Origin of the sequence: Myxococcus sp. CA056, from assembly GCF_013336715.1 — a bacterium.
In the GTDB taxonomy this organism is placed as follows: domain Bacteria; phylum Myxococcota; class Myxococcia; order Myxococcales; family Myxococcaceae; genus Myxococcus; species Myxococcus llanfairpwllgwyngyllgogerychwyrndrobwllllantysiliogogogochensis.
Window position 1 is genome coordinate 1 of sequence record NZ_JABUMT010000021.1, and the last position, 17,511, is coordinate 17,511.

General features: G+C 66.7%; 12 protein-coding genes and 3 pseudogenes. 8 read left to right on the forward strand and 7 right to left on the reverse strand.

Features of this window, described 5'->3' with window-relative positions; all coding sequences use genetic code 11:
• Positions 1 to 101 precede the first annotated feature (101 nt).
• Together tnpB and HUA76_RS41560 are read left to right on the forward strand one after the other, a co-directional pair.
• A pseudogene (gene tnpB / locus HUA76_RS46635) lies at positions 102 to 254 on the forward strand (IS66 family insertion sequence element accessory protein TnpB); the annotation flags it as partial.
• A gap of 86 nt (positions 255 to 340) precedes the next feature.
• Positions 341 to 1,819, forward strand: a pseudogene (locus HUA76_RS41560) (IS66 family transposase).
• A gap of 567 nt (positions 1,820 to 2,386) precedes the next feature.
• Here the strand turns inward: HUA76_RS41560 and HUA76_RS46640 are convergent.
• Positions 2,387 to 3,754: an integrase core domain-containing protein gene (locus HUA76_RS46640; protein WP_371823599.1), complete on the reverse strand. Its 1,368-nt coding sequence runs from the start codon at positions 3,752 to 3,754 to the stop codon at positions 2,387 to 2,389.
• A gap of 167 nt (positions 3,755 to 3,921) precedes the next feature.
• Between HUA76_RS46640 and HUA76_RS41570 the strand changes: the two genes are divergently transcribed.
• The 4 genes from HUA76_RS41570 (at position 3,922) to HUA76_RS41585 (ending at position 7,247) form a co-directional block, all read left to right on the forward strand.
• Positions 3,922 to 4,122, forward strand: coding sequence for a hypothetical protein (locus HUA76_RS41570; RefSeq protein WP_174464047.1), 201 nt, complete (start codon positions 3,922 to 3,924; stop codon positions 4,120 to 4,122).
• 34 nt (positions 4,123 to 4,156) lie between these two features.
• Positions 4,157 to 4,486 (forward strand): hypothetical protein, encoded by a 330-nt coding sequence (locus HUA76_RS41575; RefSeq protein WP_141643386.1) that lies wholly within the window; start codon positions 4,157 to 4,159, stop codon positions 4,484 to 4,486.
• Between the two features lie 121 nt (positions 4,487 to 4,607).
• Positions 4,608 to 5,921: a hypothetical protein gene (locus tag HUA76_RS41580; protein ID WP_174464048.1), complete on the forward strand. Its 1,314-nt coding sequence runs from the start codon at positions 4,608 to 4,610 to the stop codon at positions 5,919 to 5,921.
• Between the two features lie 573 nt (positions 5,922 to 6,494).
• Entirely contained in the window at positions 6,495 to 7,247 is a 753-nt protein-coding gene (locus tag HUA76_RS41585) for a CTP synthase (RefSeq protein ID WP_141643388.1), read from the forward strand.
• 128 nt (positions 7,248 to 7,375) lie between these two features.
• On the opposite strand, the pseudogene HUA76_RS41590 reads toward HUA76_RS41585, so the two are convergent.
• A pseudogene (locus HUA76_RS41590) lies at positions 7,376 to 7,570 on the reverse strand (transposase); the annotation flags it as partial.
• 484 nt (positions 7,571 to 8,054) lie between these two features.
• Between HUA76_RS41590 and HUA76_RS41595 the strand changes: the two are divergent.
• Positions 8,055 to 8,924 (forward strand): hypothetical protein, encoded by an 870-nt coding sequence (locus HUA76_RS41595; RefSeq protein ID WP_174464049.1) that lies wholly within the window; start codon positions 8,055 to 8,057, stop codon positions 8,922 to 8,924.
• Between the two features lie 200 nt (positions 8,925 to 9,124).
• Here the strand turns inward: HUA76_RS41595 and HUA76_RS41600 are convergent, their stop codons facing one another.
• Both HUA76_RS41600 and HUA76_RS41605 read right to left on the reverse strand, forming a co-directional pair.
• The gene (locus tag HUA76_RS41600; RefSeq protein ID WP_174464050.1) at positions 9,125 to 10,609 is read right to left on the reverse strand and encodes a hypothetical protein; all 1,485 of its coding nucleotides are present in this window, start codon (positions 10,607 to 10,609) and stop codon (positions 9,125 to 9,127) included.
• Positions 10,610 to 10,787: 178 nt separating this feature from the next.
• On the reverse strand, positions 10,788 to 11,273 hold the full coding sequence (locus tag HUA76_RS41605; protein WP_174464051.1) for a hypothetical protein: 486 nt from the start codon (positions 11,271 to 11,273) through the stop codon (positions 10,788 to 10,790).
• Positions 11,274 to 11,601: 328 nt separating this feature from the next.
• On the opposite strand from HUA76_RS41605, the gene HUA76_RS41610 reads away from it, so the two are divergent.
• Entirely contained in the window at positions 11,602 to 12,525 is a 924-nt protein-coding gene (locus tag HUA76_RS41610) for a serine protease (protein WP_217440890.1), read from the forward strand.
• A 1,382-nt stretch (positions 12,526 to 13,907) separates the two neighbouring features.
• Here HUA76_RS41610 and HUA76_RS41615 read toward each other — a convergent pair.
• The 3 genes from HUA76_RS41615 to HUA76_RS41625 all read right to left on the reverse strand — a co-directional run bounded on the left by HUA76_RS41615 (position 13,908) and on the right by HUA76_RS41625 (position 17,453).
• Positions 13,908 to 14,246, reverse strand: coding sequence for a hypothetical protein (locus HUA76_RS41615; RefSeq protein ID WP_254614828.1), 339 nt, complete (start codon positions 14,244 to 14,246; stop codon positions 13,908 to 13,910).
• A gap of 267 nt (positions 14,247 to 14,513) precedes the next feature.
• The gene (locus HUA76_RS45915; protein WP_174464052.1) at positions 14,514 to 15,995 is read right to left on the reverse strand and encodes a TIGR02996 domain-containing protein; all 1,482 of its coding nucleotides are present in this window, start codon (positions 15,993 to 15,995) and stop codon (positions 14,514 to 14,516) included.
• Between the two features lie 273 nt (positions 15,996 to 16,268).
• Entirely contained in the window at positions 16,269 to 17,453 is a 1,185-nt protein-coding gene (locus tag HUA76_RS41625; protein ID WP_254614829.1) for a hypothetical protein, read from the reverse strand.
• Between the last annotated feature and the right edge of the window lie 58 nt (positions 17,454 to 17,511).

Consider the following 17,511-nt stretch of genomic DNA (forward strand, 5'->3'; position numbering starts at 1 on the left):
GCTCGACGCAGAGACTCGGCACCACCTGCAGCGCGTCCGCGACGCACACACACGGACGCGTAGCCTGAGGAAACTACAGTCGCACTGAGAGAAGGGACGCATCATGCCGGCTCGTTTGGGACGCGGGCGGCTTCGTCCTCACCTACAAGCGTTTGGAGCAGGGCCGCTTCCGCCTGCCTGCCTTCAGCGAGGACGCCTTGGGAGCGCAGCTGGATGCCACGCAGCTGTCCATGCTGCTCGACGGAATCGACGTCACGCACGTCCGCAGACCAGGCAAGTGGGCACCGCCCCCAGTCGCCGAGGCAATGCCCGCCAGCGGTGGACTGGTTTTCCCAGAGAGATGGCAGCGCTCGATGCGACGCACCAGTGCGAGTGGCGTGAGCGAGCCGAAGGGCTCGAGCAGGAAAACCTCACCCTCAAAGAGCGGGTGGGCAGCATCGAATCCCAGCTCGCGCTCCTCCAGCGGACTGTCTTCGGGAAGAAGAGCGAGAAGCTCCCCCGCCTCGAAGACGAGCTGCGCAAGTCCTCGGGCAACGCGCCCAGGCCGCGTGAAGCGACGCTGAAGGAGCGGCGGCTGAAGCGCGAGGCGCGCGCAACGTTGCCCGAGCGGCTGATTCATCACCGAGTTCCCGACGAAGCGCGGCGGTGTCCGTCCTGCGGCGGCACGGCGTTGAAACCGCTGGGCCCTGGCAAGCGAACAGACCGCATCGAGTATGTGCCCGCGCACGTGGAGCGGCAGGTCCATCTGCAGGAGACGCTCGTCTGACCCTGCGGCGCGGGCATCGTCACCGCCGCCGCGCCAAAGGCCATTGAGCAAGGCCAGTACGGCCCGGGCTTCCTGGCGCACGTGGTGACGGCGAAGTGCTGCGACTCGATTCCGCTGTATCGCCAGGCCAAGGCCCTGGCCCGCGCGGGCATGCCCGTGGCGCGCACCACGCTCTGCGACGTCTTCCACGAGGTGGGCCGGGCCACGGCGCCGCTCGCCGCGCGCCTCTTGGCCCTGGTGAGAGAGGCCAGTCTGGTGCACGCCGACGAGACACCCCAACGCGTGTTGGACGAGGGCAAGACGCGCCGGGCCTACGTCTGGACCTTCCGCACCGATGAGCTCATCGCCTACGTCCACAGCGCCAGTCGCTCCGGCGTGACGCCCCTGGAGGTACTCGGAGGAACCCAGGGCTTCCTGCTGGTGGATGGCTACACGGGCTACAACCGCGTGACGTTGCCAAAGGGACGCGTGCGCGTGGGGTGCTGGGCCCACGTGCGCCGCAAATTCTTCGACGCGCTCACCACCGCGCCCGAGTCCAAGACGGCGCTCGACTTCATCCTCGCGTTGTACGGCGTCGAGCACGCTGCCCAAGACGCCGGGACGCTCGGCTCTCCGGAACACCTCCACGCGCGCCGCACCACCAGTGCACGCATCCTCCAGCGTCTGGCTGCGTGGGTGGATGAACAGCTTCCCCTCCATCCCCCCAAGAGTCCCCTGGGCATGGCCCTTCGCTACACGAAGGGCCAATGGGGTGCACTGACGCGCTTCTTGGAGGACCCCTCGCTGCCCCTCGACAACAACGCCGCGGAGCGGGCGCTACGCGCCATGGCCCTCGGCCGGAAGAACTATCTCTTCGTCGGCAATGACGAGGCAGGTCGGAATCTGGCGGGGCTGAGCTCCCTGGTCGCCACGTGCGAGGTCCACGGCGTCAATCCCGAGACGTACCTCGCCGACGTGCTGATGCGGCTTGGCAGCCACCCCGCGTCACGGCTGGACGAGTTGCTGCCTCACCGCTGGCAACCGTCCTCCGCCTCCGCGCCTGACTCCTCCTGAACCCACCCAAGCCTTGGCGACCAGGACCTCCGTGCGCGGCTACCATGCGGCGCGAGTGGAAGGGTGCATCCGGCGGACGCCACCCGTCGGTCGGTTACGGCGAAGCGGAGTCGGAATCACCAAAGGCACTCCCGGCCTTGCGGTTCGAGCACCTACTGTCAGGAGCCGGGCAGATGGACAGCGCCCGGCTGTTCAGCCGAGGCGGTCGGGTCGGGGGCCGGCGCAGTGGTGTGCAGGCTGCTCTTGGCTGTTTCCGCCGTTTCCAGCTTCGTGCCCGTGTAGAGCGTGCCATCACTCCGTCTCCGGCCCCCTGTGCCTACCCAAAATTCAGTCGCTGCGTCATGAGTGCGTCAAGGCTGCGTCAAAACGTGCGTCATGACGCGAGCGATGCGCATGACGAGCCGCTGGGGCCTCCCTTCCGTTTGATAGGGGTCGGAATTATGCCCGGCGCAGACGCCTCAACTCCTCTCTGCCTGCCTGTGGACACTCCCCAACCTTCCTGCGAACGCAGGTAGGCTGGTGCAGCACGCGCGGGTCTACGAGGGTGTTGTTGGAAAGATCGCGACTCTACGCAGCGCGGCGCTCGTACCTGTGGTGGAGCCCGAAGACCTCCCGTAGATCTATCACCTTGGCTCCATGCTCCGGGCCCTGCACCTTACGCGTCTCGGGCGCATCTTTCCCGAGCGACAGGTGAGTCCGGCTCGCATTGTAGTAGCACTGGTACTCGCGCAGCAGGCGCCGAGCGTGGGCTTCGTTCAGGACGACGACATGGTCCAGCAGCTCCCTACGTATCGAGCCGATGACTCTCTCCGCATAGGGATTCTGCCACGGACACCATGCTGCACTCGGCACCTCGCGAATCCCCAAATGGGTAAGCGTGGCGCGAACACCCTCCGAGTAGAGCTTGTCCCTATCTCGGTGCAAGTACCTCGGAGCACTGGTCCAGGGAAAGGCCTCTCGCATCTGCTGCTTCGTCCATTCTTCCGTCGGGTGCGCTGTCACATTGAGGTGGAGGATTCGCCTGTCCCTGTGACTCACAACCACAAATCCCAACAGCACTCCAAACGTCGCAGCCGGAATGACAAAGAAATCCATCCCCGCAGACTCGGCCAGATGCAAGCGCAAGAAGTTCCGCCATGTTGGTGACGGTTTCGGCGCTCCCCTTCCCGGTCTGGGCATGTACCGAGCGACCGTTGTCTGGCCTACCGCCATCCCCAGCTTCAACAACTCCCCATGAATGCGCGGGGCACCCCATGTCGGGTTGGATTCAGCCATGCGCCGAATCAACGCGCGCAGCTCCGGAGTTGCCCGAGGCCGCCCCACCCGACTCCGGGACTTCCAGCGCCAAAAGAGCCGAAAGCCCATCCGATGCCACTTCACCACTGTCGCCGGCTGAACCAGGCACAGTGGCCTCCGCCAACCCTGCCAGAGGCGTTGGAGAACGACCCAGAAGATGCGGTCGCCCCGGGCAAGCCTCGGGGACGGGCGCTTCTCACGGAAGACTGCGAGTTGCTGGCGAAGAGCCAGGTTCTCCAGCGCCAGCTCCGAACGGCTCCGCAGGGCCGAGCGCATCGTCTCGACCAGCGTCTTCACGAAGACCCGCATCTTGCCATTCTTGCCGACTGTAGCTGGCAGGTCAGAATTCTGCCACGCCCTATCACGCACCGCCTGCTGCCACATAGACAGCCGTGCACGCTCACCCACCTCCACCCCTTCTGCCCTCCGCATGCATTGGGATCCCTGCACGCTTGGGGACCCATTCGAAGTACCGTGCATGAAATGAAGCGTTCGCTGACGCACGCGTGGCACTGGATTCGAATTTTCGGTGGCCACAACCTCCGGGAGTGCGCACACCGCATGCTCCACGCATCGGAGTAGACGGGAGCAGGGTCGAGCAAACCAAAGGCCGCATTTCCATGAAACACCTCGACCCATAAACACTGCTCATCTGTCGCGAAGAAAACAGCCCCTGGTGCGGGCTGATACGATGAGCGAGTCCCTCCACCTCCAGCCGCACTCCATACAGAGCACCGTTCCAGGACGCCTGTGACAATCTCATCCAGAAGCACCCGCCCTGACGCCCCGCACTCGGAGAGCCCTCCATGTCCGTGCTGAGCGAAGCCGACCTCCAGCGGGACATCCACGACGGCATCATCCGACTGGCCGGGCCCTTCCAACGGAGTGGCGGACGAGGGTCGAGCCTTCCTCTGGAAGAAGACCGGGCTGTCTCCGGCGCCGCCGAGGAACAGGCCATCCGGCTGGCACTCGGACGAAGGGGCTCCCCGGAAGGACGGCGAGGGTGAATGGGCTTCACGACCTGCCCGTGCCGGAGGCGCCGTGAGTGAGACCAACGGCTTTGCTTGGGAGGGTACGTGTCCGAGCTGCCATGTCGAGGTCAGGGTCATCTTCCGGTCCCATGTCGGTTTGTTGGACGACCAGGTCTTCGAGCGGGGGGAAGACGTCTTCGGCCGCGAGACGAACAAGAAGCACCCCGTCCATGCACCTCGATACGAGCTTCGAAGCGGCAGCTTCTGGGCCTATGGCGTCGATGCGTGCCCGCATTGTCTGACGGAGCTGTGGAGTCGCGTGTTCGTGAGGAACGGTCGCTACGAGTCGTTGGTGCTCACGACGCCCCCCGAGGACCCTCTCTTCTGGGATGAGCTGTGAGCCTGGCCTGGATGACCGGGCAGGCAGATGGAACCTCGAGCCGGCCACTTTTTCCGCGCGGGTGCGAAGGAACCCAGCCTCTCGCGTTGAACCCAGTCAGCCATGATAAGGAGATGCTCCCATGCGAACTGGCCTCATCGTCCTCGCGCTCGGCGCGCCGCTCTTGCTGGGGTGTGGTGACTCCGGGGATTCCGAAGAACCGAACGACTGTCCCACCACGGGCCAGGGCACGCTGGAGGTCACCATCCGCGGGCTCCCCTCCTCCGCCGCCGCCATCGTCACCCTGCGCAACGGGAACGGGCTGCGGATCATCGATGCCTCGCGCAGGCTGGAGGGGCTCTCCGCGGGCACGTGGAACCTCCTTCCCGAGCCCACCGGCGGGAGCGGGCCGCTGATTCGCACGGCCTATGACGCACCTACCTCCCAGGTCTGCGTCCGCGACGGGCAGACGGCCACCGCCACGGTCGACTATGCGCTCGTCCCCAGCAGCCAGAAGCTGTGGCTGTCCACGAGCAATGGCGCCGCCGAAATCGAGGCCTTCTCCGCGGAGAGCCTCGGCGCCTCCGGGAGCCCCTCGGCCACGGTGTTGCTCGACTCCACCCCGGCCATTCCCCGCGCCTCAGGGCTCGCGTTCGACCGACGAGGCAACCTCTGGGTGGCGCTCGGCTCGGGGGAAATCCGGCGCTATCCCGCACGGGACCTCGGCGCCTCGGGTGTCCGCGCGCCCGACGTCACCCTGACGGGCAGCGCCCTGCGCGGAGGCGTCCCGGGCCCCATTGCCCTCACCTTCGACAGGATGGGGAACCTCTGGGTCTCCGTCGGCTTCAGCGACAAGGTGCTGCGCTTCGGCGCCGCCCAGCTCACCGCCAGCGGCTCGCCCACGCCCGAGGTGGAGCTCTCGGGGCTCGGCGAGCCGAGCGCCCTGGCGTTCGACGCCGAGGACAACCTGTGGGTGGCGGACAGCGCCAGCACCGGCTCCCGCGTGCACCGGGTGGGTAGCGTGCGCCTGGTCACGTCGGGCACGGTGACTCCCGAGACGAGCATCGACGCCAAGCCCACTCCGGATGGCGTCAGCTTCTCCGGCCCCTCGGGGCTCGCCTTCGACGAGGAAGACAACCTGTGGGTCGCCTACGCCGCGAGTGGCATCGTCGCCCGGCTCACCCCCAGGGAGCAGGGCGACGCGGGCCCACGGACCGTCACGCCCGCGGTGTGGCTCGACGTCGGGGGCCCTAGGGAACTCGCCTTCGACGAGGAGGGCGGGCTCTGGCTGGGCTACGATTCCGGCGACATCGCCCGCTTGAGCCCGGGCCAGCTCGCCGCCACCGGTGCGCCGACGCCCCAGACTCTCATCTCCAGCGCCGACCTCGGCGTCACCCACGGCGTGGCCATCTATCCCGCCCCCGCCAACCTGCCCCTGTTCCACGGGCTGGACTGACGCTCGGCCCCCGGCGCGAAGGCCACTCTCCGCGCCGGGTGTCGCGCTGGCAGTACGGCATCCCATCCGTTTTGCACGCACGGCCCGAGCCCCGGAGCGTCCCGCCCGCGAACACGCTTCGAGGGCGCTCGACAGGTCGCCGCGGGCAGGCTCGCTCAACGGTGACGGCTCAGCCTCCCTCGGAAGTACCACCACCATTGCCGCAGATGTAGCAGGACGGCTCACGCCCGCACGAGTTCGGGCCGCGCGCGCCTGGCCGTCCAGCCAGTAGCGGCTCTCCGTCTCCGCGCGCAGGTGGCTCTACGCCCAGCCGGCGAGCATCGGCATCTGCTCCTCAACGTTGGAGCGTGGCAGCTTCGCGCCGCGCGCCAGCATCGCGCTGAGGAAGCCATGGACGGCACTCGCGCGGACGGCGCGCGCGGACCGGAGCGGTCCTCCAACGAGCCCTCGGCTTGCCGCTCAGGCACTGGTTCCTTGTCGCGCGCAGGCCGAGCTGCTATCCGTCAGGTCCCTGGCGTATCCCGCTCGCGCTGATGTCGCGAATCTGGAGCGGTCAAACCGTCAGGAGATATCTTGAAATCCCCCGTCGTCCGCATCGGTCTCGTGGGAGACCGCAGTCCTGCAGTGCGTGCGCATGGCGCCATTCCCGTGGCCCTCGACCTCGCGAGCAAAGTGCTCGGTGTGGTGACCGAGCCAACGTGGCTGAGCACACGCGAACTCGACGGCACACTCGCGCAGACGCTTCCCTCGTTCGCCGGCATCTGGTGCGTGCCTGGCAGCCCATATGAGAGCATGGACGGCGCGCTCGGGGCGATTCGCGTGGCGCGTGAACAAGGCATCCCGTTCCTCGGTACCTGCGGCGGCTTCCAACACACGCTCATCGAATTCGCACGCCACGTCCTCGGACTCAACGACGCGGACCATGCCGAGTCCAATCCGGACGCCGTGATGCCCCTGGTCGCCGCACTCTCCTGCTCCCTTGTCGGCGTCCAAGGGCAAGTGACCCTGACCCAGGGCTCACATGTGGCTCGGGCCTTCGGTCGCACCCGGTCCACCGAATCCTACCACTGCAACTACGGGCTGAACGCACGCTACCGGCACATGCTCGACGGCACCGCGCTGCGCATCACCGGAGAGGACGAAGCGGGCGAAGTGCGCGTCCTGGAACTCATGGAGCACCCCTTCTTCATGGCCACCCTGTTCCAGCCCGAACTCACCGCGAGCACCGGCCAGCCCCATCCGCTCATTCAGGCCTTCCTCACGGCGGCCTCCGTCCGGGCGGCCCATCCCGCTGTTGCGCGGGAAGTCACCACACACCCGGTGTAGCTCGCAAGAAGCCTCAATCGCTTGGACCTGTGGCTCTCCAGAATTCGGTCGCTGCATCACGCGCGCGTCAGCCCCGTCACAGCACTGGGCAGCGCGTGCTGACCTGCCTGGATCCTTCGGACCACTGATTACGAGAGAGGTGCCGGCCGGGATGGGTTGGGTACCATTGCTTCGCACTGCCGTCGAAATTCCAGAGGTGTGAGGTAGCCGAGGCTCGAGTGTGGCCGGACCAGGTTGTAGTGCTGCCGCCACGCCTCGATGACAACCTTCGCCTCTACCCTGGAACGAAACCATTCCATGCTGAGGCACTCGTCGCGGAGGCGTACTTGAGCACCGTGGGGACGGAGAGGCCCAAATCCTGACTGATGCGATGGAGCGAATGGCCGACACGCTGCCCGCGACGGACGGCTTCATAGCTGGCGAGCCTCCGAGTCCGGGCCTCTTCCCGCGATTGGGCCTCCACTCGCGTGCGAGGGAAGCTCGTCAAGCGATGCGGTGGCGCTGTCGCCTGCCGAGGCACGGGGGCAAGCTGTCGAAGTCGAGGATAGGCCGTCACCAACCAGCGCTCCAACATCTGCCTGCCATTGAGCAGCAGGTGCCAGCGGTCCGCGACTTGAATCGCGCAAGGTGCAGCTTGGGCGATGGCACGAGCGAACTCGCGGGCGCGGTCTGGGCTTGCGCGCCGGGCGGGGTCACCCACAGCAACAGCGCCACACAGGCGAGCAACGGGCTGCGATGCATGTGTTCTCCTCGGAGTTCGCGATTCTTCAACAACCTGGAGACCTTGAGAGCTACACTTGCAATCCTATGTCGACTCCAGGCGCAATCGCTGTGTACACGTCGGGCTCGGGGGTCCCCGAGCACGTCTCCGAGCGCCCCTGGCGTGGGGTCTATCAGCACTGGGATGGCTATCCGTCTGGCCTTGGGCAACACCTCATGGCCCGCGTTCAGCGCGCGCAAGGCGATATGCAGTCCGTGGTGCGCCAGCTCATCGATGAGGCCCCCTGGGGCTGGTCCCACTGCATGCCAGGACCCGACGCACCGGAGGGCGACCGCATCTCCGAGGAGAACGCCGGCCCGCGAGTCGCCCCGGACGAGACCGGAATGGTGGCCTACGTCTACGTCTTCGACCTGGAAGCACGTCGGCTCGACGCGTTCTCGACATGTGTCGGGGACGACGGCAAACGGCTCTGCTCCGTCGTCTTTTCGCAGACGGGCACGCCCGACCTGCGGGCGCTCGACCTCTTGCCTGAAGAGACTGTCGATGAACCCCTCCTTCCCGGCAAGGAGCTCTCGGCGAAGGAACTGCAGGCCTGGCTCGAGGGACTGCCAACGCTCGGGACAGACTCCACGTCCCTCCACTGGTTGGACACACAACAGGGCCCAGACGACGCACTCGCCATCACGTTCCGGGTCATCATCTATGAAGACGGCAGCATCCGCGACGTGCTGGAACGAGAGTGGGATGCAGTGCCCCCCTCCGCGCGACTGGAGCCGGAGCGTGTCCGGAACTTCCTCGAGGCGCTCGTCGACGTGGTGAGCGAGGATCCAAGGCGGCTCGATCCGTTCTGGATCTCCGCGCAGGACACCCTGCGTCGTTCTGGGGCAAGGCAGCGTGAGAGCTTCGCGAAAGTCCTGAGGGCACACTGGGCCCGCGACTTCGGCTCCGCGGCGTAGCCGCCCTTTCGAACGGACACGTCGCGCCCCCATCTGTCTTGCGTTGCTCGGCTGTGCCTACCCAAAACTCGGTCGCTGCAGCATGAGTGCGTCAAGACCCCGTCAAGCAGCGCGTCAAGGCGAACGAGCGAGGCGCGCGCCGTCATCGTTCTTCCTGGGTCGGCAATGCGCGAGGCGGGCTCGTGGCACGAGGCTGCGGCTCAGTGAACCAGGTGATGACCGGTTCCCGAGTGGAGTAGGACCCGCGCCATTGCCGCGGCGACCAGGTTTCCCCCAGGCTCCATGGCCTCGTGGAGCATCCTGTCCCGGTCCGCCGAAGGCGCGGCATCGGCCGCGGACTCGATCAGCAGACGCGAGCGGATGTCTGGCTCCTCCGCCTGTGCCAACCCCACCTCGAGCGCCGCCCGTGCCTCGTCCTTCCGGTCGAGCGCCGTGAGCTGCCGGCCCAGTTGCAGTTGAAGCTCGGGCACTCCCGGTGCCTCGCCGATGGCCTGGCGCGTGAGTCGCAACCGGTCCTCCGCGCCCAGGTTCGGAAGCTCGAGCGTACGCATCACGGTGAAGGCCAGGTACGGAATCCTTCCGGCGGCAATTCCAGCGGCCAGCCAGCGCTCGGCGCGACACCGGTACCAGCCCGGCGCAAGCGCCTCCACCTCGTCGTACCAGGACACGGCCTCGCTCGCGCGATGGAGGAGGAGGAGCGTGACGGCCCCTTCGTAGCGGGGCTCGGGCGAGTAGGCGTCGATACGCCGTGCCTCCTCGAAGAGCGCAAGCGCCTCCTCGTAGCGGCCCTGCCCGCCCAGCTCACGGCCTCGCTCGACCAGGGCCGTGGTGCGCGCGCGGTCGAGTCGATTGCGGCAGAAGATGAATTGCAGCTTCCCCTCAATGAGCGCGGGCAGCTCGTCCAGTTCGAGGGTGACGCTGTCGAGTTCCGCCACCACCCGATTGAGCGGCTCACCGGCCCGGACGATTTCGGCGACCTTCCGGATGCGGCGGGCCCGCGAATCCTGGCCCACCTGCTCCAGCGCCACCGCGAGTTCCATGGCCACGCCTGCAGCATCCACTCCCTGTCCCAGGTAGCGGTGCGCCTCGAAGCTGTTTTCCAGGTAGGCGACGACGCCCTCGTCGTCACCGGCTCTCCGGCACAGGTCAATCGCCTGCCGGAAGAGCGGAAGCGCGGTCTCCGCCCGGCCCTCCTGGAAATGACACGCAGCCATCTGCCCGAAGGTCATGGCCTTCATGGTCTCGGCGCTTCCTCCCGACAGGCCCTGGATTCGCTCCGCCTCGGGAGTGAGCAGCGATAGCGCACCTTCGAAGTCCAGCCCGCGCATGAGCGTGTTGGCGCGCTCCCGTGTCTCCTGCCAGCGCACGATGGGGTTATCGGCGGGAGTCCCCATCATCCGCTGGAACATTTCGGGCCGGTTCCGAGTCTCCGCGAGGCACTGAGCGATGCCGATGAGCCCCTGGCCATAGCGCTGGAGGTGTGTCGGCTCCTTGCGGACGCTCTCGGGAACCGTCAACCAGGCAGGGTAGTGCTCGAGGAGCAGGGCTTCGTGCTCGGCACAGAGCCGGATGAGCGCGGCGTCATTCTGTGATTGCACAGCATCGAAGAGCAGCTCGCGCACAGCCTCGGGCGAGGTGGGTGCCGGCCTGCCCGCGCGACCGAAGAGACGATTGAAGAGGCCCATGAAGCAAGGATACGCGAGCGAGACCGTTTCACGACACTCCGATGCACTTCTTTCCTACCCGTGCCGACCCAACCTCGGCCGCTGCGTCCTGAGCGCGTCACGGCCTTGTCGAACCGTGCGTCACTGCGAGTGAGCGAGGCGCGCACGGCAGAGGCGACAAACTCCCTGACACAGGGGGCTATTGGGCTGCCCTGGCGACAAGAACCCCGTGAAGACTGCCCGGGAGACGGGTGAGGCCGCGCTCAGTGAAGACGACATAGCCTTGATGAGGAGTGTAGCTCGCCTGCTGGATGCGTCCCTCCTCTACCCTGAAATACCCTACGATGTCCTTGGGTGCCGTGCGCGCCCCACTTTGCGACCCCCGCTGGTCCACGATGTAGAGCCACCCACTGCCCATGCGACGGGCCTCCTCCTGTGCGGCCGAGTCCTGTGGCGTGTAGTCGCGGACGACTTCGTGGATGAGTGCGACAAAATCGGGTTCTGGCGTGAATGCAGACAAGTCACCAGGGTTGCCACCAAGGGTACCGGCAATGGCGCGGCGCGGAATCCCTCCAACCACAGCCACTTCTGGAGGCAAGAGGGAGATGACTCGCACTGTCCTCTTCTCGTTTTCGAGCCCCCTTGCACGACTCGTCCACTCGAGAAGTCTCTTCCAGAGTCCCATGAAGGTAGCATATCAGCACAGTGCCCCATGGACTCGGGCAACTGTCCAACCTGAAGTTGCCCCGGTTCCGCAGAGCGGTCCCTGGGTCGCTGTGGTGCACGACGCTCTGGGGTTGACGCTGCCCCTCGGCTGACACGCCCTGCTCCGCCGACGTCCGGGCCGAAGAAGTAGCGCGGCCTCCCCGGTCTATTTCCTCTCATTACGAGGTTCCGCGTATTGAGTCGTTCCCCTGCCAACCATGACAATGGCGGTCCTCACCCGCAGTCGTCATTGGAAAGGCTGGCCGATGCCATTCGTGTCGCGGAGTCGAGTCGCTCTTGCCGTCGCGGTGTTTGGATTCCTGGGCGCGGTCCCCTCCACGCGAGCCGCGCCCACCGCCGACCCGGCGGACAACATGAGTTCCTCCACGCTCGCGTCAGCGCTGGATGAGGCTCGCATCCTCGCCTACTGGACTCCGGAACGGATGGCCTCGGCAATTCCCGCGGTGCCCCCCACGACGTCCGGCAAGGCGCCCATCAGCCTCAAGCCTGTCGCGCCGGAGAACGTGAGCCGCACCGTGGACGGCGCCGAGCCGCGAGGCGGCCTCGCGCCGCTGGCCGACATTCATACGATGAGCGGGAAGGTCTTCTATACGGACGGCGGGCAGAACTACGTGTGTTCGGGCAGCACGGTGTACAGCAATGGCAGACGGGTCGTCTTCACCGCGGGACACTGTGTGCATGGTGGCGGCTCCGGTCGCAACTGGTTCAGCAACTGGGCCTTCGTCCCCAACTACCACTCGGGTTCCCCCCACGGCACCTGGACGTCCACCAGCCTTTGGTCGAAGAACGGGTGGACCAACAACGGGGACCGGGCCTACGACGTGGGGGCCGCGGTGATGAACGACCGTAATGGCACGCGCATCGTCGATGCCGTGGGGGGACAAGGCATCAAGTGGGGAGCTCCCTACGGTGCGTACATCTACCAGTTCGGCTACCCCGCGGCCCCGCCCTTCAACGGCTCCCAACTGCTCTTCTGCCAGGGCGGCACGTGGAACGAGGGCGGCTTTCCCTCCATCTCCTGCAACATGACCGGCGGCGCCAGCGGCGGGCCCTGGTTGGAAAGCTATGGTCAGAACTACTGGGCCTATCTGTACTCGGTGAACAGCTGGATGTTCTGGGACTCGGACCCCACCATGGTCAACAAGTGGCAGGGCCCCTACTTCAGCTACGACACGGCGGGCAGCCTGTATGACGCCGTGAAGGACCTGTAACGCGCCCCTGTGCGTACCCAAAGTTTGATCGCTGCGTCAGGCATACGTCAAAGGTAGGTAAGCGCAGCGCCTATGGGGTCACCGAGTTCCTGGAGCGGTAGAGAGGGGCGGTGGAGCATTGGGGATAGGGCCTTGGGGCAAAGCAACCTGCCGCTGCACGCGGCCGACTCGACACCGCCTGCGGGGGACTGCCCTCGCAGGCGGTGGACGCCAGCCGGGCGGGCCGCGATTGGCCACAGGAGCCCCAGGACAGGGCCTCGCTCGTTCCAGGTCCCGCGCGCGTCGAGGCCAAGCGACCCTCACCTACCCCATGCTTTGCCCGCGAGCCCACGCCCACCGCCACCACGCACTCTTTGTGAAGCGGGCGCCGAGAGGATCAGAACCAAGGACAGGAGGTCACTCCCTATCCGCCTGCTGCAGTTCGAACCGTTGCATGTCAGCACTCCTACCTTGGCCAACACGCCACTCCGGCAGACTTCATTCGGGCGGAGGACTGGCGTCTGTGTCGCACGAAGGCCGCCCCGGGGTGGCCTGCCTCTGAATTTGCTCATCGCGGCGGGCATTTGCCGCACAGATATTCCCCGTGCTAAATTTTGGAGCGCAGGGGACCCCGTCAGAAGGAGTTCGAGCATGAACAGTCGATTGAGGAAGATCGCTACGACCTGCGGGTTGGTGGGCGGCCTGGTGCTGGCTCAGGCAGCAGAGGCGTCGTGCCAAAACATCTGCGTTCGGGCTTACAAAGACTGTTTGGCACACACGTCAGACCCCGCCGTATGCGTAGCAGAGCACGCCCTCTGCCTGGATGACTGCAGTAGCGGTGGTGATTCCATCACCGGCCAGCAACAGCTTCTGAAGGAGCAACCTGAACCCCAGCAGTGCGAGCGCTCCCCAGTGCAGCAGCGCGAGCTGAGCGCGCAGGCGAATCCAGCGTAACCGGGCAATGTTCGCGCAGGAGGCGCCTCGGAAGGCGCCGCCTTTGCGCTGTCTTTGGGAGGCATCCGCTTCCGGTTTAGCCGCTGCTCCCGAGGGAAGCGGTGAGCGTCAAGGTAGTTGTCGCGTGAGAGGGTTCAGCCGATGCGCTTCAGCTCCTGCACCACATACGGCGAACCCTGACAGTCTGCGCTGGCCCCCGGTGAGGCGCGGCGCTCCCTCCTACCGCCGTGGTAGCGGTGACGGAGCGCCTCGACCCTCATCACCTCCAACCGGCCGGTGGAGCCGCTGGGGATGGGGCCGCCCCAGGCGGAACGTGAGCATGCGTCCCGTGGCGAGGCAATCCACCACGGGACGCAGCCAGCGCGAGGTGGCCCAGGTTCTTCATGTGCCCAGGCTGACACCTGGGCACTGAGTTGGAAGGACTCCGCAACGCAGAGTCCGACCTCCTCCTATCGAGCAAACTCCTCTGGAAGCTCCCAAGCAAAAACAACAACACACCCAGCTTCGCGACTCACCACCACGCGAAAGCTGTCGGCAGGAAACTCTGCGACATCCCCAGCGGCGAGCTGGGCGACCTGCGTGCCGAATTCAATCTGGCAGTGCCCAGCCAACACGTAGCACGTACCGGCCCGCATTCCGCCAGCGATATCTGCCCCCGGCGAATACCGATTAACGCTCACCCGATATTTCCTCGCGGGCAAGTGCAGGGCACGCACACTCTCTTCCGAGAGTGGTTTGCTGGAGAGTTCGGACCAGCGTCGCACCGTGAGCTGTTTGGGTTCCATCATGCACCTCATTGCGGGAAGGTGATGCCAATCTTGGCGAACGCAGCCCGAGCAAACGCCACGCCATCCTCATCTCAATTCCAGACATACAATGACACGTTCACTGACGCACGCGGGCACTGGACCCGAGATTCCGGGAGCCGCAGCCGGTGAGCGACACGCCCGCCATGCGGCCAACAGTCCGGCGAGCGTCTGCTCTTCGTCGTGCCGGGCAGAGGCCTCCGCGGCGCGCTCCAGGTGAGCGTACACGTTGTCATCCACGTCGCCATTCTACCGCAAGGCAGACACGCTCACCCATTCGACGTGGGAGAAGCCAGACGTGGCCCACCGCAGGGCGTTGACGCTCGCGGCGTCGACCTGGCGATGACAGCGCACCCGCAGGCCCCTCTTCCCGAAACCCTCCGCCGCGGAAAGGAGCCTCCAGAACGACTCGCCAGCCCGGGCGCTCACCAGCGTCACCTCGATGGGCACCTTGTCGCCCGGGCGCACCGTGAGCGTCCAGGCTCCCGGAATGGTGGCATCGAAGCGCTCCAGCTTCGTCGCCAGCGTGGAGGTCGCGCACAGGCGCACGTCCTCCTCGTGCCCGGCGTGCAACTCCAGCCACGACAGGTTCGGCCACAGGGCCAGCCTGTCGAATACATCCCCCAGCGCGGGCGTGCGGTACACTTGGTCCGCGACAGACCCCCACAGCTCCAGCCGACTGACGGAGGGCGGCGGCCCCATCAAACGGGCCCAGTACGGCTCCACCCGTCGCATCCGCGTCACGCCCCGAAGATGCGGATGCGCGAGCCACTGCGCGTGGACCACCGACCAGGCCACCGTCGCCCAGTCGATCTCCCGCACCGTGCTCCAGGCCGGTCCCGGCTCGGGGAGAATCAGAGAGGCCGCCTCCTTCGCCATCCGCACCGCCACGGGAAAGCCCCGCTCGAAGCGGGTCGCCCCACTATCGATGTGGCCACCCAGCGGCATCTCCCAGCTCCGGAGGTGCGTCGCGAGCAACTCGTCGATGCGCTCCTCGTCCGGAGTGGGAGAGCACTGGAGCACGATGAACTCACCCAGGGGGTCGCCCGTCTCCAGCAACTGGTCCGCCATCACCAGCCGCACGTCGTCGTCCTCGGGGTTGGCATAGACACGGGGCAACCACTGCTCCCGGATGCTGGCGTTTCGCGACTCCTTCTCCGCGCGAACACGCAGGGCCTCCCACAGCGCCGCGAGCAGCTCCCCCGCCTTCGCGTCGAGTTCCCGCGGCACCCAGTCACGCCCCAGGCTGATGACGAAAGACAGCCGCGCGGCCGAGGCCCAAGCCTCCGGCATCATCCGCTCATACAGGGCCTCGAGGGGCTCGACGTCGAAGGGCGGCCCCACGTGCCGGAGCGCCGCGCACAGCCTCAACACCCGCTGAGGCTCCTCCGCCGAGGGGAGTCGCGCGATGGCGAGCAACCCGGGGATGAACCGGGGGTCGGGCAGGCAGTCGAGCAGGGCATCGAGCCGCGCATCCACCTCGCGCGGCTGCCCCTGCGCCCCCAGCCCGCGAGCCAGGTCCCGCGCCGCGCGACGAGCCTCCGCGGACTCCCCCTCCCGGCCCGCATGCGTCGAGTCGAGACGCGCCTCGAACTCCTGGGCGAACAGGACCAGCTCGCTCGCGCGACACTCGCGCCACGCATCCATCACAGCGCCGAAGGCCTCTTCCTCCTCCTGCCGCGCGAAGCACTCCGCCGCGCGCTCCAGGAAGCTGTGCAGGGCCTCGGTCACGTCGCCAGCGTATACCGCCTGAAGATTTCCAGCCTCCGCACAGGCGGCGACATGCCCGCCAACGCGAGCGGGCCCATCCACCTCCACGCCGAGCCTCCGCGTCAAGCCGCCCAGATTCGGAGGGGTGAGCCCCTCGAGGAATCGCGCGTCGCCCTTCCGCTGATGCCCGTCCAACTCCCACACCGTCCGCGGGCATCTCCATCTTCGAGACACGGGCCGCACGGAAGGCTTCTCCCGACACGCCAATGCCCGGGGCCGCGCGCGCCTGAGGGCCTATTCTTTCAATGCCTTCACGGGATAGTTGCCGGTGTAGGAACGGAATCGCTGCTCCAGCTTCCCGGGCACGAGCACGCCCGTGTCGAACAGCTTCAGCAGGAAGCCCTCGTACGTCGTCCATTGGGAGAAGTCCGCGCGCCGGAGCTCCTCATAGAGCACATAGGCCAACACGTGCATTCCATCGTCGTGGTCGCGGAAGAAGGCCGCGCCCGTGAGCGGCTTGCCGTCCCTCGCGCGGAGCAAACCCTGGCGCTCGCTGACGAAGACGTCGATGGCCTCGGCGCAGTCCTCCTCCGTCAGCCCCTGGGCGGTGGTGTAGCCGAACGCCGGGTCATGCTCGCGCACCAGTCGCTGGAAGTACGGGTCCGCCTCCAGGGCTGTCAACCGCGCGTCAAGGGCACCCTCGCGCTTGAACGGCGGGTGGAGCAGCTCATGCACGGCGGTCTTCACCGTGACGCTCAGCGGATAGGTGAGGTCGGTGAGGAAGTTCCAGCCCGTCACCCGGATGCCGTGGGGTTTGACGAACTTCAGCACGTGGGCGTTGAGCGCCTCCACGTGGAGCACCCGGCCGAGGACGTCCTCGTCCCAGCCCACCACGTCATGGGGCGCCAGTTGGACGCCGAATCGCGCGATGGCCTGTTCCACCTGGGGCAGGTACTCCGCGCGCCAGATGCGCGAGAAGCCGATGCGCTGGAGGAAGGCGAACAGCACGCCCAGGTCCTGGCGCACGTCCTCCATCTCGGTGAAGTCGGAGTCCTCGCTGTAACTCGTCGCCTCGAAGTCCCGGCGCATCGCCTTCCAGGCGGCATCGTCCGACACCGTCCTGGCCAAGTCTTCCACGGTGGTGGCACCCGTGACGGAGAAGACGAGCGTCAGATGGGGACCCACCATCTTCCCGGCCTGCTTTCCCATCCGCTCGGTGAGGTGCGCGAGCGCGGCCTTCTCCCCGGGCTCCAGGAGGGCGGAGAAGCGCTGAAACTCCACGGGATAGTACTTCGTGTAGAACGCGTCGCCACGGAGCAGGTTCAGCAGACAGAGGGCGTCGTAGGCCTCGGAGGGACGCAGCACCCAGTGCGTGCGCCCGGCCTCCACGCGGGTGATGGCCGGCGCGGGAGATGTGGGGACCTCCTGCCGTGAGACGCAGCTGGCGGATGCCAGCCACAGCGTGGCGACAAGGGCCACTGTGGGTACTCCCCGGAGGGCGTCGGAGGTCGGGGAGGAAACGGGGACGGTGGAGGCG